This window comes from Pyxidicoccus trucidator (assembly GCF_010894435.1).
Taxonomy (GTDB): Bacteria; Myxococcota; Myxococcia; order Myxococcales; family Myxococcaceae; genus Myxococcus; species Myxococcus trucidator.
On record NZ_JAAIXZ010000004.1, the window covers coordinates 260,831 to 282,678 of the forward strand.

Annotated in this window: 14 protein-coding genes; 8 read left to right on the forward strand and 6 right to left on the reverse strand. The window is 67.7% G+C overall.

Annotated features, from left to right (window positions below; translation table 11 throughout):
• Positions 1–67: 67 nt before the first annotated feature.
• The 4 genes from G4D85_RS50565 to G4D85_RS14395 all read right to left on the reverse strand — a co-directional run bounded on the left by G4D85_RS50565 (position 68) and on the right by G4D85_RS14395 (position 7,757).
• A complete protein-coding gene (locus G4D85_RS50565) occupies positions 68–2,698 on the reverse strand; it encodes a lamin tail domain-containing protein (protein ID WP_164012186.1) in 2,631 nt (876 codons plus the stop codon).
• Positions 2,699–2,818: 120 nt separating this feature from the next.
• Positions 2,819–4,237: an IgA Peptidase M64 gene (locus G4D85_RS14385; RefSeq protein ID WP_205525549.1), complete on the reverse strand. Its 1,419-nt coding sequence runs from the start codon at positions 4,235–4,237 to the stop codon at positions 2,819–2,821.
• A gap of 150 nt (positions 4,238–4,387) precedes the next feature.
• A complete protein-coding gene (locus G4D85_RS14390; RefSeq protein ID WP_240359263.1) occupies positions 4,388–5,845 on the reverse strand; it encodes a PEGA domain-containing protein in 1,458 nt (485 codons plus the stop codon).
• Positions 5,846–5,960: 115 nt separating this feature from the next.
• The gene (locus G4D85_RS14395) at positions 5,961–7,757 is read right to left on the reverse strand and encodes an Ig-like domain-containing protein (RefSeq protein WP_164012188.1); all 1,797 of its coding nucleotides are present in this window, start codon (positions 7,755–7,757) and stop codon (positions 5,961–5,963) included.
• Between the two features lie 362 nt (positions 7,758–8,119).
• On the opposite strand from G4D85_RS14395, the gene G4D85_RS14400 reads away from it, so the two are divergent.
• The 3 genes from G4D85_RS14400 to G4D85_RS14410 all read left to right on the forward strand — a co-directional run bounded on the left by G4D85_RS14400 (position 8,120) and on the right by G4D85_RS14410 (position 10,995).
• Positions 8,120–9,124 (forward strand): SDR family NAD(P)-dependent oxidoreductase, encoded by a 1,005-nt coding sequence (locus G4D85_RS14400; protein WP_164012189.1) that lies wholly within the window; start codon positions 8,120–8,122, stop codon positions 9,122–9,124.
• A gap of 82 nt (positions 9,125–9,206) precedes the next feature.
• Positions 9,207–10,214 (forward strand): diacylglycerol/lipid kinase family protein, encoded by a 1,008-nt coding sequence (locus G4D85_RS14405; RefSeq protein WP_164012191.1) that lies wholly within the window; start codon positions 9,207–9,209, stop codon positions 10,212–10,214.
• Between the two features lie 91 nt (positions 10,215–10,305).
• Positions 10,306–10,995 carry an NUDIX hydrolase gene (locus tag G4D85_RS14410; RefSeq protein ID WP_164012193.1) on the forward strand — a complete coding sequence of 230 codons (690 nt, stop codon included), beginning with the start codon at positions 10,306–10,308 and terminating at the stop codon, positions 10,993–10,995.
• Between the two features lie 7 nt (positions 10,996–11,002).
• On the opposite strand, the gene G4D85_RS14415 is transcribed toward G4D85_RS14410, so the two are convergent.
• Positions 11,003–11,932, reverse strand: coding sequence for a hypothetical protein (locus G4D85_RS14415; protein ID WP_205525550.1), 930 nt, complete (start codon positions 11,930–11,932; stop codon positions 11,003–11,005).
• A 361-nt stretch (positions 11,933–12,293) separates the two neighbouring features.
• Between G4D85_RS14415 and G4D85_RS14420 the strand changes: the two genes are divergently transcribed.
• From G4D85_RS14420 to G4D85_RS14440, 5 genes are all read left to right on the forward strand, one after another.
• Positions 12,294–13,097 (forward strand): protein phosphatase 2C domain-containing protein, encoded by an 804-nt coding sequence (locus G4D85_RS14420; protein ID WP_164012197.1) that lies wholly within the window; start codon positions 12,294–12,296, stop codon positions 13,095–13,097.
• 4 nt (positions 13,098–13,101) lie between these two features.
• Positions 13,102–14,979 (forward strand): hypothetical protein, encoded by a 1,878-nt coding sequence (locus G4D85_RS14425; protein ID WP_164012199.1) that lies wholly within the window; start codon positions 13,102–13,104, stop codon positions 14,977–14,979.
• A gap of 66 nt (positions 14,980–15,045) precedes the next feature.
• Complete coding sequence (locus G4D85_RS14430; RefSeq protein ID WP_164012201.1) at positions 15,046–16,110, forward strand: cysteine hydrolase family protein; 1,065 nt, start codon at positions 15,046–15,048, stop codon at positions 16,108–16,110.
• 101 nt (positions 16,111–16,211) lie between these two features.
• Positions 16,212–17,018, forward strand: a complete 807-nt coding sequence (locus G4D85_RS14435) for a hypothetical protein (RefSeq protein ID WP_164012203.1) — start codon at positions 16,212–16,214, stop codon at positions 17,016–17,018.
• A gap of 38 nt (positions 17,019–17,056) precedes the next feature.
• Entirely contained in the window at positions 17,057–17,602 is a 546-nt protein-coding gene (locus tag G4D85_RS14440; RefSeq protein WP_164012205.1) for a nucleotidyltransferase family protein, read from the forward strand.
• Between the two features lie 517 nt (positions 17,603–18,119).
• Here the strand turns inward: G4D85_RS14440 and G4D85_RS14445 are convergent.
• Positions 18,120–21,635, reverse strand: coding sequence for a MopE-related protein (locus G4D85_RS14445; protein WP_240359264.1), 3,516 nt, complete (start codon positions 21,633–21,635; stop codon positions 18,120–18,122).
• Positions 21,636–21,848: the final 213 nt, after the last annotated feature.

A 21,848-nucleotide genomic window follows, 5' to 3' on the forward strand; every position in this document is an offset into this window, starting at 1 on the left:
GGTTCCCTGGGGAACCGCGGCCCGGATGCTTCAACCGTGGGAACTCAGTCCCACAGCGCAGTCTTCACTACGGAGCCCCGGTGCCCGGCGTGGAGGGCAGGAACGCGAAGTCGTAGTCGTTGTTGTTGGTGTCGCCGCCATTCGGGACGCGCTGGAGCGAACCGGCCACCGTGTTCGAGTCCGACGCCGACGTACGGGTGCCCTCCAGGAAGTTGAGCAGCCTGTCGCCAGCACCGGTCGCGATGGTGAACTGAGGGTTCTGGGCGCCGGGCTCATAGAACACGGAGTCGATGAGCGTACCCGTCGTGTTCTGCACAAGGCCAACGCCATCACCGCTGCCGTTCTGGATGATGTCTGTCTGTCCCGTGCCCGTGGCCCCCGCTCCAATGACGAGCCGCAGCACCCCCGCAGGCGGGGGGGTCGCGGTGAAGTAGGTCGTCGAGGCCGCGATGATGTAGCCACCCGCAGGCAGCGAGGTGGTGGCCGTGCCGGCCGCGTCCGTCACGGCGCTCAGCGGGAACTTCAGGTACTCACGACGGGGCTGGGCTGCAGCGGCATCGCCGTTGACGAGCACCAGCACCACGTCTGTCAGGTCCGCTGCCGCACCACCCCGGTTGTAGATCTCGATGTACTCCGCGTTGTCCGTGCCCACCGTGTCGTAATCAACCTCGTTGATGACGAGCGCGGCCCCAGCGGGGGGAGGCGTCACACCAAAGAACACCGCGGTATCAGCCGTGTCGTTGATGGGCTTGCCAGCGAGGTCCGTCACCTCTCCAGACACCGTCACGGTGTACTCCGTGCTCGCGGTCTGCTCGGAAGTCGTGAGTGTCACCTGAGAGCCGTTCACCGTGGCCCCCGTGACGGTGAGGGTAGCGATGGTGAAGTCGGTTGCCTGCACCGAAGCGGTAGCAATCCTTCGGTCGAAGGTGAGCCGGACCTCGGTGGTGCTCAGCGCACGCGCCACCAGGAGCTTGGGCGCGGGGCAGTTCGAGATGGTGAGCTGGTTGGGGTCGAAGACAGACACCTGGCTCTGGGTGGTGAAGCGCCAGACCGCACCTGCCTGCACCGTGACCTCGCACGTGTCGACGAGGTCCCGCTCCGAGGCAATGCCAGTAGGAACCCGGAGCCGCAGATTGTTGCTCGGCGTCTGCGTGCCCGTGGTCCTGAGCTGGTAGGCCATGAAGCCGACGCCGCCACTACCCATGGCGCTGACCGTGCCACTGACGGTGACAATCTCGTTCTCGAGCGCAACCGACCTGCTGGTGGCGAAGTCCAGGCTCGAGATGTCGACCTTCAAGCCGGCCGGGGCAAGCGCCTGCACCGGATGGCCCTGGCTGATGGGCGTGAAACCCGTGACGGTGCTTGCAATCCGCTGCTGGTTGTTCGTGGCGGGGTCAAGCTTCCCAGTGACGGACAGGCTCACTCGGTTACCCACGGCAACCTGACCGAAGGCTGCCGCATCCGTCACGAAAATCGCGGGCCCGTCGGACTGGGCCTGGAGGAAGAAGCCAGCGGGCTCGCTGCTCCCGGCAACCGCAGGCTTGATGTAGGTGACGAACGCGCCGTCGATGGGAAGCGCAGGATTGATTGTGGTGCCGGGAGCATCCAGGACGGCCTGGATCTGTGCGCTGGTCTGCTCCGGAGTCGTGGAAACGGTCGAGTTCTCACAGGTGTTCGTGGCGTTGCACACCTGGGTCAGCGAGCAGTTGGCGTTGGTGACGCACTGGACGCAGGCCGTCCGGTTGTTGCAGATGGGGCGGTTCGGGTCGAGGTCCGCGCAGTTGGCATCCGTGACGCACACCTCGCACTGGCCGCGACCGTTGTTGGCCACGGTGTCGCAGAAGTCGCGGTTGCTGTCCGGCGCATCGGCGCACTGCGTGTTGGAGGAGCAGCCGCAGAAGTTGTCGTTGCAGGCAGGCTTGCTCGCGTCACAGCGGGCGTTGCTGGTGCCGGTGCACTCGACGCAGCTGGTCGGCAGCGGGTCCAGGCGGCAGACCGGGGTCTCCGGAGCGCAAGAGGTGTCATCCGCGCAGCCCTCGCAGGCCGTACCGGCGGCGTTGCAGGTCTGGCTACCCTGGCAACCGACCGTGGTGCCATCGGTCGTCGTGCAGACCTTGCACTCGCCGCCAGCCACGGTGGTGTCGCAGATGTTGGTGGGGGAGGCGCAGCCCTGGTCCAGCGCGTTGCCCTGGGCCGAGTCGACGCACACCTTGCACGCGCCGCCAGCCACGGTGGTGTCACAGACGGGCGCCGAGGCCTCGCAGCCCGTCGCCGTGCCAGTGCCCTGGGCAGGGGGGATGCACACCTTGCACGTGCCATCCGTCGTGTCGCAGACGGGGGTCTGCACGGAGCAGCCCTGGTCCTGGCCACTACCGGCGGCAGTGTCGGTGCACGTCACGCCCGCGTCCGTGCCGGCATCCGTGCCCGCGTCGGTCCCCGCGTCCGTGCCGGCATCCGTGCCCGCGTCGGTTCCCGCATCTTCCCCGGTGCCCGCGTCCGTGCCCGCGTCCACAGGCGGGGGCTGGGTGACGTCGCGCTCCTCGCACGTGCCGTCGTTGCAGGTCCACTCCTTGCCCGAGGCCGGCTGACCCTTCTCAGCGCGACAGTCGAACGCGTCTACGCACTCGTCTCCACAGCCCGTGCCCACCGTGACCAACACGGCAGTCAAAAGAGCCGGAAGCCAATTCCGTCTCAGCATGCGTTCCCCTCCAAGGGATTCAGGTTCTGGCCTCCCTTACACCCGAAGCCGGAGGGGGTCCATTGTGCTACTCCCGAGTCACGGGTATTTCACTCGGGATTGGCCTGAATTGTCAGGTGTTCAAGGACTGGCGCGGGGGGCCCGCGCCGCCGGGCCCGCATAGAGGTCGATGACCTCGGAAATCGCGCTCTGACACACCGCGCAGAACGGCACCCTGTCTCTGGTAAACATCACACAGTCGAGCTGGGGTCGGTAATACCCACGCGGCTCATACATCGCGCCCTCGAAGGCACCCACCCGGCCTGAGTACTTTTGAGAGGATAGGAATTTCTCCTCCCAGTCCCGCTGGGCCACGAACAGGGCGTCCATGTCCGACTCCGGCTTCCGCTGGGAGCGAATCTGGCGGCGCTGCTTCTGCACGGTGGTGGAGTGATTCTCGTAGCCCTCCTTGTTCCACGGCGTGGGGAGGGGCGTCCCCGGCGTCACCAGGTGCTTCCACTTCAACTGCTCCGGAGCATGGAGCGCGGTGACGTTCTTCTCCCAGGGCTCCAGGCGCTCGGCGGCGGGCGCGTAGACGGACTCAGAGGTGTAGTACTCGTCGGCCAGGCCCGCGAAGTGGTGGCCGAACTCGTGGACGAAGACGTACGGCGCCCACAGGCTGTCCGCGGCCACGGTGCCGTAGAGGCCGAAGATGCCTCCACCGCCATAGGTGTTGCCGTTGGCCAGGATTTCCACGAACTCGTAGGGCGCGAAGGCGGCGGCCTCCCGGAAGGCCTTGTTGTCGAACGTGAGGACATAGCGTTCGCTACCGAACGCGTCATAGGTGGCGCCCACGGGCGAGCGCCGGTGGATGCCGGTGGACGGACGGGAGATTCCGGACTGCACGGCAGCGGGGACGAGCCCCCAGACGTTGAAGTCCGCCTTGCGCTCCTTGAAGGGGGAGAAGGTGAAGAGGATGTCCACCATGCGGCGGGCGTCCTTCTCGAACTTGGGGCGCTCGGCCTCGGTGTAGCCGTCGCCGAGGATGAGCAGGTCCACCTTCTGCTCCGGCGGCCCGTTCTCCAGCAGCTTCAAGAGCGGACCGGGCGCGGGCGGCGAGGACGTGTCCACGAACATGTCCTTCGGGTCCACCACCAGCGACCACACCTCGCGGAAGGCGTTCTGCGCGTCGCGCTTCTTGAGGAGGACCTGGACGGGGCGCTCCGGCGCGGGGAAGCGCAGCGACTCGTGGAAGGTGCGGTTCGCGCTCTTCGCCTCGGCCGTGATTTCCCACTCACCGTAGATGGAGGCGAAGCCGCGTGAGAACACGAGGCGATTGGTGTCCCTGTCTCGCACCTCGAAGAGGTACTTGCCCAGGTTCGTCTCATCCACGGCGCGAGCGGGATGGCCGGGCCAGGGCAACGGCTCGACAACCAGCCGGTCGAGGCTGAAGCGCTCCTCGGTGGCATTGCCGGTGTGGAAGTAGTCGACGCGGAAGGTACGGGGGGCCGCGGCGGAGGCGCTCGTGGCCAACAGCAGGACGAGGAGGGCACGCATCATGGGCGCACTCTACGCGCCCGGTGGGGCCTGTGCGGTGCCCTTCCCTGCGCCGTAGCGCCCCGAGGTGTCCTGGCGAAACTGGCGAGGGCCGAGTTCGCCAGGACGCGTCACGGTGGGCGCCTCGGGGTTGATGGAGGCAGAGCCCTGTTGTCAGAAGGAGCCGGACAGGGTGGCCGACGCGCCGTCACCGTCGGCGGCGATGCCCACGGAGACCGGCGGTGGAGTGGTCGATGACGGAGACAGGAGGAAGAGCACCGCGCCGGTGGCAACCGCGGCGCCTCCTCCAACGAGCAGCCCTGTCAGGACATTGCCCTTCTGGGCCAGCGAGTCCCGAAGCACCAGCGCTTCCCTATCGCTGGAGAGGATGCGGCCATTGTCGAGCCTCGCCTCCAATTCATTCAGGTCCTTCTGGGCCATGAGCCGCACCACGCCCGCTCCGCCCAGTGCCGCCGCACCCACCCCGAGCGCCACGTAGGACGCCACGCGCAGTCCCGAAGTAGAGCCGGGGGCCCCCGCAGTCTCCTCGCCTTCCGAGAGGCGGTTGGGTGCGCTGAGGTCCATTCCGCCCTGCGAGCCACCCGACCTGTCCACGCCGCCGGCTTGCTCCCACGGAGCCTTGCCGTTGGCGTTGTTCATCACCACGAGGTTCGACGGGGAGCGGCCGGTGGTGACGAAGTCCACCAGGGCGGACAGCGCCTCGCCTGGGGCATCCAGACCCTGTGTCTTGAAGCCACCCTCGCGCAGCTTCTGGCCACCCTCGACGTTGAGCACCGTGGCGGCGAACCACTTCGGTCCGCTGCTTGGCCGCTCCAGTCGGACGACGATGACCTCCTCCACGCCGAGTGTGCCGCCGAGGCGGACAGCATGGCTGAGCGTCCGCTCGTCGTTGCCATTCCGAGAGGCGAGGCACGGAAAGGGACTGGCGGACACGGAGCCTTCGTAGGCCACGTCGATGAGCAGGGGCATGTCCGTACCCTGGACCTGGACCTGACGCGGGAAGCTGGTGGTGGTGCCCTTCGCCAGGGTGATGTCGTAGGTCCCGGCAACCACCTCCACGGTCAGCGGCGTCTGCCCGACCTTGAACCCGTCGAGGTACACATCCGCTGTGGGCTGCGTGGACTTCACGGACAGCTTGACCTTGCGTGCCTGCTCCAACTCGCGCCGCAGCTTGTCGAAGCCCTGCCGGACGGAGGGCGCGAACTGGTCCGGGTCGAGCTCGTAGTCGGGCTGGAGCCGCAGCACGTTGCGGAACGCTGTGTCGCTCTCCTTCGCCTTGCCCAGGGCTCGGTAGTTCAAGCCATGGAGCAACTGGGCGTCCACGTAGAGCTTCCAGCGCGGGTCGCCCACGGGGAGGCGGGTGATTTGCTGGAGGGCTTCGTCGATGACCTGGGCAGCCTTGCTGTTCCGGCCTTCGTAGAAGTGGTCCTGGGCGGCTTCGAGCTGCCGCTGCAGGTCCTCGAAGCTCTTGGAGGACTGGGGGAATAGCCGTTCACCGAACTCGGTGGCGCTCAGGGCGTCCTGCTCGGGGCGGGACGTAAGTGTGTCCAGGAACGCCTTGGTCTGGCCGCCCAGTTCCGCGTCCGTGCAGTCGCCGCTGGCCACCACCATGCGGCGGGGCGCGGCATGAGCCAGTATGGAAACGAGACATACTGCTATTGTGATTGGGGCTTTCAAGTTCGGGTCTCTTTGGTGCGGAATGGTTGCAATGGGCGGCTTGGTGCCGTTAGCGGTTCATGCGGTATGTGACAATTTCTTGTTGTCCAGATCTCTGTGCGGTCCAGGCAAGGGCGATGTTGCCGCGGGGGTCCGCATCCATGGATGGATGAGAAATATAGAGGCCGTCATTGCTGAGGGCCTTGTCCGAATTCCATACTTGTATCCATGTCTCTGCCGTTCGGCGGTATGCGCGGATCGTGCTCTTTGTATCGTCGAATTCATACCAGGCGGCGAGAAGGTCCTCATTGGAGTCGAGGCAGGCAGCGGGGTTGGCTGTGCCTACGGAGCCTGTGCTTGAGGGGGCATCAAGGGATATCCATTCGCTGCCATTCCAGGCGCTGGCAAGTAGGCCCTGTTTTCCGGTGTTGGTGTTTCTGTCGACCCAGAAGGTGATTGGTTGCCCGTTGCGAGCAAGAATCAGGGAGACGGCTTCTATGGTGTGGAAGTCTTTGCGTGGGTTGACGGGGCTTGCGAGGTTGTGCCAGTTGTTGTTGGTCCAGCGCCAGGCATGGATTTTCTTCCAGTCCTGTTGGCGGAATGCGACGGTGGGATTGTCGTTTGCATCCAGCGCCAGCACCGGGGTTGATGCACTCGCTGAAGCGTCGCCGTAAACGGAGGAGCCGACTGGCTCCCACTCAGTCTGATTCCAGCGGTACACCAGTACATGTCCGCCGCTGTAGGCGTCCTCGTAGTCCATGTTGAAGGCCACGACGGGCCGACCGTTTTGGGTGAGGGCTAGCGAGACTCCAAGCGCGTGTGGCCGATTCGGCAGAATGCCTTGGTCGCCACCAAGTCGCTCCCACGTCGTGCCTGTCCACCGAGCGACGTAGATGTGGTTGTCGAACTCGGTGCCAACTCCCTCCTGCCACGCGACGATAGGATTGTCGTCGGGGGCAATTTGGATGGAGGGGGAATTCACTTCGAAGTTTGCAGGGCTCTTCTTCAGCCCGCCTCCAAGATTTTCCCAGGCGGCTCCGGTCCAGCGGGAGACGAATAGGTTGACGGACTGGCCATCAAACTCCCGAACCAGAACGACGGGATTGCCACTCTTGTTGAGCCGGAGATGGACCTCTCTGCCGTGGAGGGGCTCTGTAGGCTTGCTGGAGTGCAGCGGGTACGGAACGAACTCCGGCACAGCCCAAGTCCAGTTGCCGGAAGGCATGGATGCTTTATTTCCTGCCAGGTCTGTCACTCCATCCGTCATGGCCAAGGTCAGCAAATCGGGGGCGACCACTGCTGTCGTGGGCTCCACCGTCACCGTCCTACCATCCGCCGACAGTGACACCGTGCGCGCCACTTCCACGGTGCCCACCGTCAGGCGCACGGACGCCTCGTTCAGCGTGCTCGCCTTCACCGGCTCGGAGAACACGGCCTGAATCGGGCTCTTCACCCAGACATCCTGAGCCCCCGGCTCCGGCGTCCGAGACACCACCTGCGGCGGCGTCCGGTCCACCACCACCTCCCGGGCCTCGCTGGCGAAGACCACCTCCCCGAACACCGCCCGCGCCACCAACTGGTGCGTCCCTTCCGCCACCCCCACCGTGTCCCACGCGTACGTGTACGGTGCCTCCAACTCCGCCAGCACCTCGCCGTCCTGGAGCAGCTCGACCCGGTCAGGCACATGGCCCGTCACCGAGAGCCGGACCTCCAGGACTCCATTCGTGTACGCCACCCCCTCCGGCGAGGTGATGCGCACCTCCGCCTTCGCGGGCTCGATGTCCGGCACTTTGATGCACGCCGGTGAAGACAGCAGGACGACAGCCACCCAGGGCAGCAGCAGGAAGAAAGGTCTTGGGGAGTTCATGGCTCGGAGCCGGTGCAGGGAGCGTTCCGTCTGCTAGCCGACAGTCGACCGCACATACCAAGCCCGCCCACCTTCCTCCAAACCGCCTCCCCTCCTGAAAACCTGAGTCCTTTCCACCCCTTGGCCGCCCACACCGCTGCGTCCACTCCCACTGGAACCGACTCCGCAACCCCAACCCCCGTCCCGACCCTGGACCCCCCGTCCCGCCCGGGAGCCCGTCCCCTCCTCTATAGGGTCGCTCCCCCGCCTGCCCCCCAGCCGAGCTTGCGATGGCCGGGTGCGTCGCAGCGTGCCATCCCCATCTTGGCGGAGGGCTGGGGCCATGGGGGCTGGGGCTCGGCCCGGCAAGGAGACCGTGGCTTATGAAGCGTGCTTGGAAGGACCGGGTCATCGTCATCACCGGCGCATCCAGTGGCATCGGCCGCGCCACCGCACTGGCCCTGGCGAAGAAGGGCGCCCACGTCGTACTGGCCGCCCGCCGCGAAGACCCCCTGGATGACCTGGCCCGCGAGTGCGAGGCCTTCGGCGTGCGCGCCCTCGTCGTCCCCACCGACGTCTCGGACGCCGCCGCCGTGCACCACCTCGGCGAGGAGGTCCTCGCCGCCTTCGGCCACTTCGACGCGTGGATCAACAACGCCGGCGTCTACCTCATGGGCCGCCTCGAGGAGACTCCCGACGACGCCTTCCGCCAGCTCATGGAGACCAACTTCTTCGGCACCGTCACCGGCACCCGCGTCGCCGTGACGCAGTTCCGCCGCCAGGGCTACGGCACCCTCGTCAACGTCTCCTCCACCTTCGGCACCGTCGCCGCGCCCTACGTCAGCGCCTACGTCGCCTCCAAGCACGCCGTGCGAGGCTTCTCCTCCTCCGTCCGCCAGGAATTGCTCAACACCGGCATCGACGTGTGCACCGTGCTGCCCGCCGCCATCGACACGCCGCTGTGGCAGCACACCGCCAACTACACCGGCTGGCGCATCCGCCCCGTGGAGCCCATCTACACCCCCGAGCGCGTCGCCCGCGCCATCCTCCGCGTCCTGCGCAGCCCCAGGCACGAAATCCTGGTCGGCCCCGCCGCCCGAGGCTTCGCCGCCATGCACGGCCTGATGCCGGCCACCTTCGAGCGCACCATGCGCGGCGTCACCGAGGCCCAGCACTTCGAGAAGGTGCGCCAGAAGCCCACCTCCGGCAGTCTCTTCCGCCCCATGGCCGAGGGCACCGGCACCTCGGGTGGCTACCACTCGGCCGGCAAGCAGTGGCTGCGCCGCCTGCTCTTCGCGGGAGGCCTGGCCGCGGCGGCCGTGTCCTTCCGGAAGGGAGGCACCGGACGAAGACTTGGAGTGCGTGTGGCCCACGCGCTCACGAGCTGAAGCGTCGATTTCGCGTCACGCCCGCCCCCGGTTGCAGGGCTGTGACGGGGCCATGACACAGCCTGGGGAGAGTCCGCGTGCCATGACCGACATCGCCGTCCTCGTGAATCTGCGCGCCCGTCGAGGCACCGAAGGAGTGGGAGGCCTCGTGGAGCGCTTCCTGCCCCGCGCCCGCGTCGCGCTGACCCGCTCCCTCGAGGAGGCGCGGGAATGGATTTCCGGCACGCTCCGGCCCAATCCGCCCTCGCTGCTGCTCGCCGGAGGAGGGGACGGCACGATTACCGGGCTCCTCAATGAGCTGCGCACGGCGGGTGTGGCCCTGCCGGCCATTGGCGTGCTGCCGCTGGGCACCGGCAACGCCTGGGCCCGCGTCACCGGCGCCCCCCGGGCCGCGGTGGCGCTGAAGCAGATTGCCGCGGTGGGCGAGCGCCTGCCTCCCCTGCGCCCCTTCTCCCTGGTGCGCGTGGAGGGCAAGGTGGCCCCCTTCGCCGGCACGGGCTGGGACGCGGAGATGATTCAGGACTTCAAGAACCAGCTCTCCGCCGCCGGACCGCTGGCCAGCACGCAGGCCGGCCTGCGGGGGTACCTGGGCGCCATGTTCACCCGGACGGTGCCCCGGCATGTCTTCGGCGAGGGCAACCCGCAGGTGTCCGTCTACAACATGGGCGACCCCGCGCTCACGGTGGATGCACGGGGCTCGGTGCAGCCGGTGAGCCATGCGGACAAGGGCGCGCTGCTGTACCGCGGGCCCGCGGGCGTGGCCGGCGCGGCCACCACGCCCGAGTGGGGCTTCGGCTTCAAGGCCTTCCCCTTCGCGCAGGCGGTGCCCCACCGGCTGTCCGTGCGCGTCTACGGCGCCAGCGTGATGGAGGCCACGCGCAACATGTTCAAGCTGTGGCGGGGCGAGCACCCCATGCCTCGCATGCACGACTGGTTCGTCCAGCGCGTCCGCATGGAGTTCGACCGCGAGGTGCCCTTCCAGATGGGCGGCGACGTCATCGGCATGCGCCGCACGCTGGAGTTCGACCTGGCCGAGGAGAGCGTCCAGCTCGTCGACTGGCGCCAGCTGTCGCGCATGGTGAGGGTGTAGGACTCTGGCCCAATCCGTGGCCCCGGCTTGACCCGGGTGTGCGCAGGACACTATGCGTGCGCCCGGAGCGAGCCCGCGAACGGATGGAGCTGTGAGCCACACCTACGAGTACCCAAGGCCGGCGTTGACGGTGGACTGCGTCGTCTTCGGCCAGGATGACGAAGATTTGAAGGTGCTGCTCATCCAGCGGGGCGTGGAGCCCTATGCGGGGCGCTGGGCGCTGCCTGGAGGCTTCGTGCGGATGGACGAGGCCCTGGACGTCGCCGCCCGCCGCGAGCTGGAGGAAGAGGCCGGCATCCGCCCCGTGCACATGGAGCAGCTCTACACCTTCGGCGAGCCGGGAAGAGACCCGCGCGGGCGCGTCATCACCGTGGCGTACTTCGCGCTGGTGAAGCTCAGCGACCACAAGCTGCACGCGGCCACGGATGCGCGCGAGGCGGCGTGGTTCTCCGTCTGGGACACGCCGAAGCTGGCGTTCGACCACGCGGACATCCTCGCCACCGCGCTGCAGCGGCTCAAGGGCAAGGTCCGCTACCAGCCCATCGGCTTCGAGCTGCTGCCGCCCAAGTTCACCCTCACGCAGCTCCAGCGGCTGTACGAAATCATCCTGGAGCGGCCGCTCGACAAGCGGAACTTCCGCAAGAAGATTCTGGCCATGGACCTGCTGGAGGAGCTGGACGAGGTGGAGCAGGACGTCTCCCACCGCGCTGCGCGCCTCTATCGGTTCGACCACAAGAAGTACAAGCAGCTGGAGAAGGCTGGCTTCAACTTCGAGCTTTGAGTACGGCTCAGCCCAGGTCCTTCGAGAGCACCCAGGCATCCTCGGCGGGCACGTGGACGTCGCGCGACTGTTCGGGCTCGCCTGAGCTCACCTCGAGCGGGTAGGTGTCCCAGGCGCGCATCACGAACGCGGGCAGCCGCACCCGCCGCGCCGGTCCATGGAGGGGAATGAGGACCTCGTCCGCGCCCGCGGCCATCCGTGCCGCCGCCTCGACTCCCGCGTGGACGACGTCATCCTCCACGACCTCATCGAGCTCTCCGTGCCCGTTCGCGAACAGCAGCCCCGGCTCGGTCACCGCGCCGTCACTCAGCGCCCGGAACATCCGGTCGAACCAGCGCGTGCGCCAGAGGGCAAAGTACTTCTCCTCATCCATCCATCCCGGAGGCGCTTCGCCTGACTCATCCTCACGGATTTCAGACCACCTGCTGACCGAGGCCCTGAAGGGGGAGGGCCCGCCGATGCGATGGACCCACAGCATGCTCGAGTGCCGCGTATACCCGGCCAGCCAGTAGCCGTACCCGTGGGCCGTGAGCACCCGGCGCGCACGGACGTCCAGCGGAGCCATTCTCGCCCGCTGCTCGACGGCCAGCTCCGCGAGCGTCCGCTCATCGGCCGCGAGGTTGAAACAGGAGGACAGTCCCAGGTCGGCCATCTCCCGGTCCTGGGCTTCCAGCTCGGCGCGCTCTTCCTCGGGTAGCTGGATGCCGGCTTCGCTCCGCACCTCGGGTGGGAGTGCGCGCACGTCGGCCAGGGCCAGGTCTCTCTTCCAATCATCCATCGGCTGGGACTCGGGAAACCCCGCGTCAGGTCCGATGAGCACGTGTACCGACCCGTTGAGGGGGATGCCGTGCGGGTCCCGTACCCCGATGATTCCTGGCACGGCCAGGCGGCGGCCAACGATGCGAAGGGGACGGATGGCGGGCTCCTCGTGACTCACCGCCATCCTACGCGCGGCGAGTGGCCAGGCTACAGGCCAGGCCCCGCTTCCAGGACACCGGCCTACGGCCCCGCTGAGGGCAGGCCATGCCGGAGTGTGCACGGGCCCACGCTGGCCCAGCCCTCCAGGGCAGATACCCCCGATTGAGTTGACATGGTGTCGTTCGGACACTATGTTGGTGTCGTAGAAACACGAACCTGAAGCGAGGCACCGCCCGCCGCGCCACGAGAGGAGAGGCGCGCTCGCGGCGCCCGCTTCAGGGAGCGTGAGGCGGCCGCCGTCCGTGGGGAGTCCACGGACGAGGCGCGCCGCCCTGTGCGTCGTCCCGCCGTCCGTGCCCGCAGAGGGCCACGGGAGAGTCATGTCCGCGCTGCCCTTCGACATCGCCGCCGCCTCGGTGCAGGGCCGGGAGCACGCTCGGGCGGGGCGCAACAACCAGGATGCGCTGTGCCTCCGCGTCAGCGAGCACGGGCTGGTGGCCGTCGTCGCGGACGGGTGTGGCAGCCAGCCCTGCAGTGAGCTGGGCGCACAGCTCGGCGTGCGCAGGTTGGTGCAGGCGGCGCAGCAGCGGCTCGCGGAGGGCGAGCGCGTGGACGAGGGCAACTTCCTCCCAGGCCTGCGTGAGGACGTGCTGTGCCTGCTGGGCGAGCTTCGGGGGGAGCTGGGCCGGGACGCGGTGGGGGACTTCCTCTTCACGCTGGTGGGCGCGGTGGTGACGCCCTCGAAGACGCTCATCTTCTCCGCGGGGGACGGAGTGTGGGCGCTCAACGGTGAGGTGCACCCGCTCGGGCCCTTCCCGGGGAATGCGCCGCCGTACCTGGCCTACGCGATTCTGGGCGGAGCCGACGTGCCGTTGACGGCGCAGGCGCTGGTGCCCACGGAGGACGTGCATGCGTTGATGCTCGGGACGGATGGGGTGGCGGACCTGGCGCGGCTCGCCTCGGCGCGAGTCCCGGAGAAGGACGAGCCGGTGGGCCCGCTGTCGCAGCTCTGGACGGACGACCGCTACTTCACCAACCCCGATGCGCTGCGGCGCCGCCTGTCGCTGCTCAACCGCGAGTCCGTGCGCGCCGACTTCGAGGCGCGCCGCGTGGTGCGCACGCCAGGACTGCTGCCAGACGACACGACGGTGGTGGTGCTGCGCCGCCGCATGGGGAGGGCGTGACGCCATGGACGTATGGCTCGAGGGGAAGAAGGTGCGGGTGGACCCGGCGAAGGCGCTGGGCAAGGGCGGCGAGGCGGATGTCTTTGATTTGGGCGATGGCCGCGCCCTGAAGCTGTTCAAGCCGCCCGAGCACCCCGACTACACGGGGCTGCCCGCGGAGCAGACCGCCGCGCGCATCCGCCTGGACGAGCACCAGAGCAAGCTGCGCGCCTTCCCCGTGGGAATGCCCGGCCGCGTGGTGGTGCCGCAGGTGCTCGCCACGGACAAGAAGGGCAAGTCGGTGCTGGGCTACGCCATGCGCAAGCTGGACGCGGTGGAGCCGCTGCGCCGCTTCGCGGAGCCGTCGTTCCGCCGCGCTGGCGCCACGTCCGCGCGAGTGGTGGACGTGCTGCGCGGGCTGCACCGCACGCTCGACGCCGTGCATGCGTCGGGCGTGGTGGTGGGGGACTTCAACGACCTCAACGTGCTGGTGGCGGGTGTGGCTGACGCGTACCTCATCGACGCGGACAGCTTCCAGTTCGGCGCCTACCTCTGCCCGGTGTTCACCGAGCGGTTCCTGGACCCGCTGCGACTCGCGAACGGCGGTGCGGGGGGCCTGGTGCCCGCTCGGCCCGCGTCGGTGGAGAGTGATTGGTATGGCTTCGCGGTGACGGTGATGCAGGGGCTGCTGTGCGTGGGGCCTCATGGGGGCGTCCACCGTCCGAAGACTCCGGCGGGGAGGACGACGCCCGCGGGCCGGGTGCTCCAGCGCGTCACAGTCTTCCACCCGGAGGTGCAGTACCCCAAGCCCGCGCTGCCGCTAGCCACGCTGCCGGACGACGTGCTGCACCACCTGCACCGCGTCTTCGTGGAGGACCTGCGCGGAGCCTTCCCCCTCCCGCTGCTGGACGGGCTGCGCTTCACCGCGTGCGCCTCGTGCGGCGTGGAGCATGCGCGCGGGACGTGCCCCACGTGCCAGCCGAACGCCACGGCGGCGGCCACGCCCGTCACGTCGGCGCGCGGGCAGGTGACGGCGACGCGGCTGTTCTCCACGCGCGGAGTGCTGGTGCACGCCAGCGCCGAGGACGGCGTCCTGCGCTGGCTGTACCACGCGGACGGTGCGTACCGGCGCGAGGACGGGCGCGTCGTGCTGCGCGGGCCGTTGGACCCGTCGCTGCACTGGGCGCTCCAGGGGGACGTGACACTGGTGGGGCGAGGCGGGGAGGTGGCGGTGCTGGTGCAGGGACGGACGCCGGAGCGCGTGGGGGTGGACGCGCCCGAGGGGAAGCCCGCCTTCGCCGCCAACGCGCGACACCGCTACCAGGCCGTGGGGGGCGGCCTGTGGCGGGACGGGGCGTATGGGCCGGAGCGCATTGGCGACGTGCTCGAAGGGCAGACGCGGCTGTTCGTGGGGCCTCGCTTCGGGCTGGGCTTCCACCGGGCGGGCGGGCTGCGCGGGGCGTTCGTCTTCGATGCGGTGCGCTCGGGGTTGAAGGACGGGCTCGCGCTGCCATGGCCGTCGGGACAGCTCGTGGATGCGGACTGTGTCTTCGACGGGCCGAACGCGTGGCTGTTCCTGGTGGAGCAGGCCGGTGGGCGCACGGTGCACCACTGCGTGGTGGTGGGCTCGGACGGGACGGTTCGTGCGAGCGCGGTGGCGGACGCGGGGGACGGCTCGTGGCTGGGCAGCGGGACGCGAGGCCGGTGCGCCGCGGGGGACGCGCTGTTCTGTGCGACGGACGCGGGGCTCACGCGGGTGGAGTTGCGGCAGGGGCGGCTGGAGGCGGTGAGGGAGTTTCCGGATGCCGAGCCCTTCGTGGACTCGGGCAGCCACCTCTTCCTGGTGAAGCAGGGGCTGGCGGTGGTGGGGCGGAAGGACATCGCCGTGCTGCGGATGTCTTGAGCGGAATGAACGTTCCTTTCAACGCGCGCGGGCCGGGGGCCCTCGCGCCACACAGGGGGTAGGACGATGAGGACGCAAATCAAGGAGCTGCCGCTGCCGGGGTTCTACAAGGCGGACCACGCGGCGCAGTACGGCTACGGGCCGAACGCCGGGAAGCTGCAGGAGGCCGCGGTCAACTGGCGGGCGGCGAATGACCTCTCCGTGGCGGCGACGGACAAGTTCAACCTGCACCTGCTCCTCATCGACGTGCAGAAGGACTTCTGCTTCCCGGAGGGCTCGCTCTACGTGGCGGGGCGCAGCGGGCGCGGGGCGGTGGACGACAGCCGCCGCATCGCCGAGTTCATCTACCGCAACCTCGGCGCGCTGACGAACGTGACGACGACGCTCGACACCCACTTCGCGTACCAGATTTTCTTCCCGTCCTTCTGGGTGGACCAGGACGACAAGCCGCTGACGGCGTACCGCGAGGTGACTCGCGAGCAGATTGAGCGCGGGCAGGCGCGGCCGAACCCGGCGATGGCGAAGTGGCTGTGCGGAGGCAACTACCCGTGGCTCCTGAAGCAGGTGAAGTACTACTGCGAGGAATTGGAGCGGGCGGGGAAGTACACGCTGTACCTGTGGCCGCCGCACTGCCTGCTGGGCAGCGACGGGCACGCGCTGGCGGGCGTGGTGCAGGAGGCGCGGCTGTTCCACTCCTTCGCGCGCGGCATGCAGTCGTGGGCCGAGGTGAAGGGCGGCAACCCGCTGACGGAGAACTACTCGGTGATGAGGCCGGAGGTGCTGTCGCGGCATGACGGGCAGCCCCTGGCGCAGCGGAACACCCAGTTCCTCAAGACGTTGCTGACGGCGGACGCGGTGGTGATTGCCGGCCAGGCGGCGAGCCACTGCGTGAAGAGCTCCATCGATGACTTGCTGGGGGAGATTGTCGCGCAGGACGCGGCGCTGGCTCGCAAGGTGTACCTGCTCACGGACTGCATGTCGGCGGTGACGGTGCCGGACGGGAAGGGCGGCTTCGCGGCGGACTTCACGCCGCAGGCGGATGCGGCGCTGAAGCGCTTCGCGGACGCGGGCATGCACCTGGTGAGGTCCACGGACCCGCTGGCGAGCTGGCCGGACCTGCGCATCGCCTGAGCGGAGCCTGACGTCAACCGAGTGAATGCGGGACCTGCTCCCTCGCGGGAGCGGGAACGGCGGAGCCATGCCCTCGGGGAGAGGGCGAAGGAGCGAGGGACATGGGAAGCAAGGCGAGCGGTGGGCACGGCACGAGCATCCAGAAGCTCTTCGATGACGCGCACGCGGAGGGAGTGCTGAGCCCGGCGGGGTTGCAGGCGCTGACGGTGGTGGATTTGGGGGCGCAGATTCAGGCGGGGCTCGGCGTGTGCGTGGAGGACGTGCAGGCCAGCGAGGTGGTGCTGGTGACGGTGATGCCGGATGACTCGGGGAGCATCTCCAGCGCTGGGCAGGAGAAGACGGTGTGTGATGGGCACAACCTGGTGCTCGACGCGCTGCTGGCGAGCAAGCAGAAGGACGGCGTGCTGTTCCATACGCGGTACCTGAATGGGAATGCGCTGAACCCGTTCCGGGCGCTGGAGGACGTGGTGCGGATGCACCCGGGGAACTACCGGGCGGACCAGGGGACTCCGCTGTACGACCAGACGGTGGTGCTGCTGGGCACGGTGCTGGCGAAGGCACAGGAGTTCAGCAGCAACGGCGTGCCGGTGCGGACGGTGACGCTGTTGATTACGGACGGCGCGGACATGCACTCGCAGAAGGCGAGGGCGAAGGACGTGGCGGCGCTGGTGAAGGACCTTCAGCGGGCGGAGAACCACATCATCGCGGCGATGGGGATTGATGACGGGAGCACCGACTTCCGCCGCGTGTTCCGGGAGATGGGCATCGAGGACAAGTGGATTCTCACGCCGGGACAGAATGCGCAGGAGATTCGGGCGGCGTTCCAGGTGTTCAGCCAGAGCGCGGTGCGGGTGAGCCAGGGGGCGGCGAGCTTCAGCCGCACGGCGCTGGGCGGATTCGGGCGGTAGGTGCGGCCTGATGCTGCTGGGCGCGCTATCTTGTCGGGGTGGACGACTACCTCAAGGTGTTGCTGCTGGTGGGTGCCCGGCTTGAGCAGGCGGGCATCCCGTACATGTTGAGCGGCTCCACGGCGATGAACTTCTACGCGCGGCCCCGCATGACCCGGGATGTCGACATCGTCGTTGAGTTGGGGAATGCGGATGTGGAGCGGGTGGTGACGCTCTTCCAGGAAGACTTTTCGGTCGATGAGCAGGAGATTCGTGAGGCGCTTGCTCGCCCGTCCCTCTTCAACCTCATCCACTACGACACCGTGGTGAAGGTCGACTGCATCATCCGCAAGAAGACTGCTTACCGGCAGGAAGAGTTCAAGCGACGGCGAACAACGGAGGTCAAGGGCCAACGCATCTGGCTTGTATCCGCAGAGGATCTCATTCTCTCCAAGCTCCACTGGGCACGTGACAGCCTCTCCGAGATGCAGTTGGGCGATGTGCGCAATATCCTGGATGCGGTGCCTGACCTCGACTGGGCGTATATGGAGTATTGGGCCCGGGACCTCGGAGTCGAGCCTCTGCTGGAAAAGGTGAAGCGATGAACGACACCCTTCCTCGTGCCGAAGCGCTCGTTCGCACGTTGCTGCTCCGGCGCTCCGGAGAAGAGCGGCTCACGATGGGCGCGGACATGTTCTCCGCTTCTCGCGCACTCATCGCCGCGTCTCTGCGGGAGGAAGGACTGGTGCCAGGCTCGGTCGAGTGGAAGCTCCGGTTGCTCGACCGGACCTACGGCTCAGAAATCTCGCCTGCTCAGCGTCAGCGGTTGCTGGAGCGTTGGCGCTCGGAGTCGGCCGGCCCGAGAGTTCATCGGTAACTGATGGTCCACGCTCCGTCTGGGCGCGGGAGAGGGCATTGAGGGCGAGCAGAACTTGACGACCGGCAACGTGCCCAAGCGCTGCGCTCGGCGTTCCAGGTATTCAGCGATTGGGCTGCGCACGTAAGCGTTGATTTTCCGCAGAGCGGGAAGCTGGCCTCGAACGCTCCGAGACCAGCCTCCATAAGGCATGAACATCAGCCATGCCATGCTTATGTCTCGGCCCTATTCGTGGGCGGGAAAGGTCACCAATCTTCGGGAACCTCGAAGCAGGGCGGCGGAATAGGCTCCTCGTACAAGCTCGAAGACGAAGTCATGAAGCTTGAAGAAGGGCTCGATTCAGAGCTCAGCGGGTAGTAGCTGAGGCATTCACAATTGGGTTCATCTGTAGCTGCATCACAATCATTGTTGATGCCGTCGTTGCAGACCTCAGTGTACCCAGGGTAGGCCCTCTTGCTCCCGTCGTTGCAGTCGGTGTTCGTGGCAACGTATCCGGAGGGTTTCGAGCAGGCTTGGATTGGGGTGCCTCTGCCGTATCCATCGCCATCCGCATCGCGATACCAATTCGAGCCGACACCGTCGTCCACTGCCCCATTGCAATTGTTGTCCACGGAATCGCAGACTTCTGAAGCTCCAGGCCGGACGGCCGCGCTGGAGTCGTTGCAGTCGCTCGCGTTGGTCACATAGCCGCTGGGCTGGCCGCAGGCAGAGACCGGCGAGTTCGCGTTGCCGTCCCCGTCCCCGTCCGCGTCACGGTAGAAGGTCGACTGCACGCCTTCGTCGACTCCTCCAGCGCAGTTGTTGTCGATGCCGTCGCACACCTCCGTGACTCCCGGCCTGACGCTCGCATTGGCATCATTGCAATCCGTGGTGTTCGACACGTAGCCGCTCGGCTGTGAGCACGCCTGCGTCGACTGACCTGCGCTGCCGTAACCGTCACTGTCCGCGTCACGGTAGAAGGTCGACTTGACGCCCTCATCCGTCAAGCCGTTACAGTTGTTGTCCACCCCATCGCAGCTCTCCGATCCGCCGGGTCGGATGCTCGAGCTGGAGTCGTTGCAGTCGCTGGCGTTCGACACGTAGCCACCGGGCTGCGAACACGCAACCGCCGGTTGGCTCGCGTTGCCATAGCCGTCGCCGTCCGCATCGCGGTAGTACGTGGAGCCCACGCCCTCATCCGTCGTGCCATTGCAGTTGTTGTCGGCGTTGTCGCAGACCTCTGTCCCTCCGGGCCGGATGTTCGCGTTCGCGTCGTTGCAGTCCGTGCTGTTCGACGCATAGCCGCCGGGCTGTGAGCACGCGTGGGCCGGTAGACCCACGTTGCCGTAACCGTCGCCGTCCGCATCGCGGTAGTACATAGAGCCCACGCCCTCATCCGTCGTGCCATTGCAGTTGTTGTCGGCCCCGTCGCAGACCTCCGCCACACCGGGCTTGATGCCCGCGCTGGAGTCATTGCAGTCGCTGGCATTCGATACGTAGCCAGCGGGTTGGCTGCACTTCTGCAGGGTGTTGGTCGAGGTGCCGTAGGTGTCCCCGTCCGCGTCGCGGTACCAGGTCAGGGTCGCGAGGCCCTCGTCCACCGCGCCGCTGCAGTTGTTGTCCACCGAGTCGCACACCTCCGTCGCTCCAGGCTTGATGGCCACGTCGGCGTCATTGCAGTCGGTGCCGCTCGCGACGAAGCCCGCAGGCTGCGCGCAGGCCTGGGTCGACTGTCCGCTGCCGAAGCCATCCCCGTCCGCGTCGCGGAACCACGCGTTCATCAGCCCTTCGTCCACCTGCATGTCACAGTCGTTGTCCACGGCGTCGCAGACCTCCGCCGCGCCAGGCTTGATGGCCGCGCTGGTGTCATTGCAGTCGCTCGCCACCGAGACGTAGCCCGCGGGCTGCAGGCAGTTCTGGACGGACTGGCTCGCGCTGCCGAAGCCGTCGCCGTCCGCGTCGCGATACCACGCCTGGGTGGGCAGGCCCTCGTCCACCTGGGAATCGCAGTCGTTGTCCACGCCGTCGCAGGACTCCGGGGCCCCCGGGTGGAGGCTTGCCTGGGCGTCATTGCAGTCCCCGGGATTCAGAGCGTGCCCTGCAGGCTGCATACACTCCTGCACCGCCTGGGCCGTCAGGCCGTAGTTGTCGCCGTCCTGGTCGCGGTACCACGTCTGGAACGTCAAGCCGTCATCCGGCTGCCCGTTGCAATCGTTGTCCTTGCTGTCGCACACCTCCGCCGAGGACGGCTCCTTCTGCACGCACTCGATGGCGCCGTGGGTGCAGTACGTCACGCCCTCGCCGCACACGCCCTGCTGCCCGGTGGAGCACGTCTCCAGGCCGCCCGGGTTGCCGTCGTCCACCTCTCCGTCACAGTCATTGTCGAGGCTGTCGCACTCCTCTGCGGACGCGGCCTCGTTCTGCTGGCAGACCACGCTGCCGTCAGCACAAGCCGTGGTGCCCGCGGCGCAGATGCCCTGCTGCCCCGTCGCGCAGTTCTCACCACCGCTCGGGTTGCCGTCGTCCACGACTCCGTCGCAACTGTCGTCTATGCCGTTGCACTGCTCCGGTGCACCTGGATACGTCGTCGGCATGTAGTCGTCGCAGTCGAACTCCTCCACGAAACCGGGAGACGGGTCGCAGGCCAGCTCGGAGATGTACTCGTCTCCAAAGCCGTCCATGTCGCCGTCGAAGTAGAACGTGTTGATGAGCAGGGTGGATGCCGCAGCCGTCACAGGCGTGCTGGAGGTGCTGCCCAGACCGAGCTGTCCCTGGCCGTTGTTGCCCCAGGCCCATACGGGACAGCCAGGGCGCAGCGCCAGTGCGTGCTGGGCGCCCGCCGCGATGGCCTTCGCATCCGCGAGCCCCGTCACATTCACGGGCGAGGCGCTGTTCACCGTGGACCCATTGCCGAGCTGGCCGAAGGCGTTGTGCCCCCAGGCCTTCACCAGGCCGTTGCCCATGATGACCAGCGAGCTGTTGTGTCCCGCCGTGATGGCCGTGGCCGCGAACACGCTGCCCACGGGAGTGGGGGACAGCACGGGCGTGCTGCTGGTGCTGCCCGTGCCCACCTGCCCGAAGGTGTTCTGACCCCAGGCCCACACGTTGCCGAACTGCTCATCGATGATGAGCGAGTGACCCACACCCGCCGCAATGGCCTTGGCCTGCGGCAGCCCCACCACCTGCACCGGCGACAGCACCGTGGTGCTGGTGCTCCCGGTACCCACCTGGCCGAAGGTATTCATGCCCCAGCCCCACGCCTTCCCAGCCGCGTCCAGCGCCAGCGCGTGATTCACACCGGCGGCCATGGAGCGAATCGTGGGCAGGCCCGCCACCACCGTGGGATTGGGCACCGAGGCGCTGGTCGCGCCCGTGCCCACCTGCCCGGAGGCGTTCTGTCCCCAGGCCCACAGCCGGCCATCCGTGCCGAGCGCGAGCGAGTAGTTCCCGTTGGCCGCGATGGCCTGGATGCCGGACAGTGCCGCCACCTTCGTCGGAACCAGCACCGTGCCACCGGCAGTACCGATACCCGCCTGTCCGGAGGCATTCTGCCCCCACGCCCACACGTTGCCGCTGACATCCAGCGCCAGCGAGTGGCCGACACCCGCGGCAATCGCCTTGATGGCGGGGAGCCCGCTCACCGGAGACGGCTGCGGCAGGGGCGTGCTGCTGGTGCTGCCCGTGCCCAGCTGCCCGGCCACGTTCTGGCCCCAGGCCCAGACCTCTCCATCCTTCCTCAGGAACAGCGAGTGATAGGCCCCCGAGGCGACCGTCTGCGGCACCCGTACCGAGGTGAGCCCCTGACGCGCCGTCGCGGTGTCGACCTCAACGTCAGCCGCTGTAGGCGGCTCTCCACAGCCCATGGACACAAAGAGGAGGACGGCCGCACAACCCGTGAGCCTGTTCCTCAGTCCTGCCAAGCCTTGTCTTCTCAAGTCACTGCTCCTGCGGTCATCCAATCGCCCTGCCTCTCTCGGGCTGGTGGATGACGTTTC

Excerpts from the sequence above, each read along its gene's own strand:
- G4D85_RS50565 (WP_164012186.1), bottom strand. The coding sequence starts at position 2,698 with ATGCTGAGACGGAATTGGCTTCCGGCTCTTTTGACTGCCGTGTTGGTC.
- G4D85_RS14385 (WP_205525549.1), bottom strand. The coding sequence starts at position 4,237 with ATGATGCGTGCCCTCCTCGTCCTGCTGTTGGCCACGAGCGCCTCCGCC.
- G4D85_RS14390 (WP_240359263.1), bottom strand. The coding sequence starts at position 5,845 with ATGGTGGTGGCCAGCGGCGACTGCACGGACGCGGAACTGGGCGGCCAG.
- G4D85_RS14395 (WP_164012188.1), bottom strand. The coding sequence starts at position 7,757 with ATGAACTCCCCAAGACCTTTCTTCCTGCTGCTGCCCTGGGTGGCTGTC.
- G4D85_RS14400 (WP_164012189.1), top strand. The coding sequence starts at position 8,120 with ATGAAGCGTGCTTGGAAGGACCGGGTCATCGTCATCACCGGCGCATCC.
- G4D85_RS14405 (WP_164012191.1), top strand. The coding sequence starts at position 9,207 with ATGACCGACATCGCCGTCCTCGTGAATCTGCGCGCCCGTCGAGGCACC.
- G4D85_RS14420 (WP_164012197.1), top strand. The coding sequence starts at position 12,294 with ATGTCCGCGCTGCCCTTCGACATCGCCGCCGCCTCGGTGCAGGGCCGG.
- G4D85_RS14425 (WP_164012199.1), top strand. The coding sequence starts at position 13,102 with ATGGACGTATGGCTCGAGGGGAAGAAGGTGCGGGTGGACCCGGCGAAG.
- G4D85_RS14430 (WP_164012201.1), top strand. The coding sequence starts at position 15,046 with ATGAGGACGCAAATCAAGGAGCTGCCGCTGCCGGGGTTCTACAAGGCG.
- G4D85_RS14435 (WP_164012203.1), top strand. The coding sequence starts at position 16,212 with ATGGGAAGCAAGGCGAGCGGTGGGCACGGCACGAGCATCCAGAAGCTC.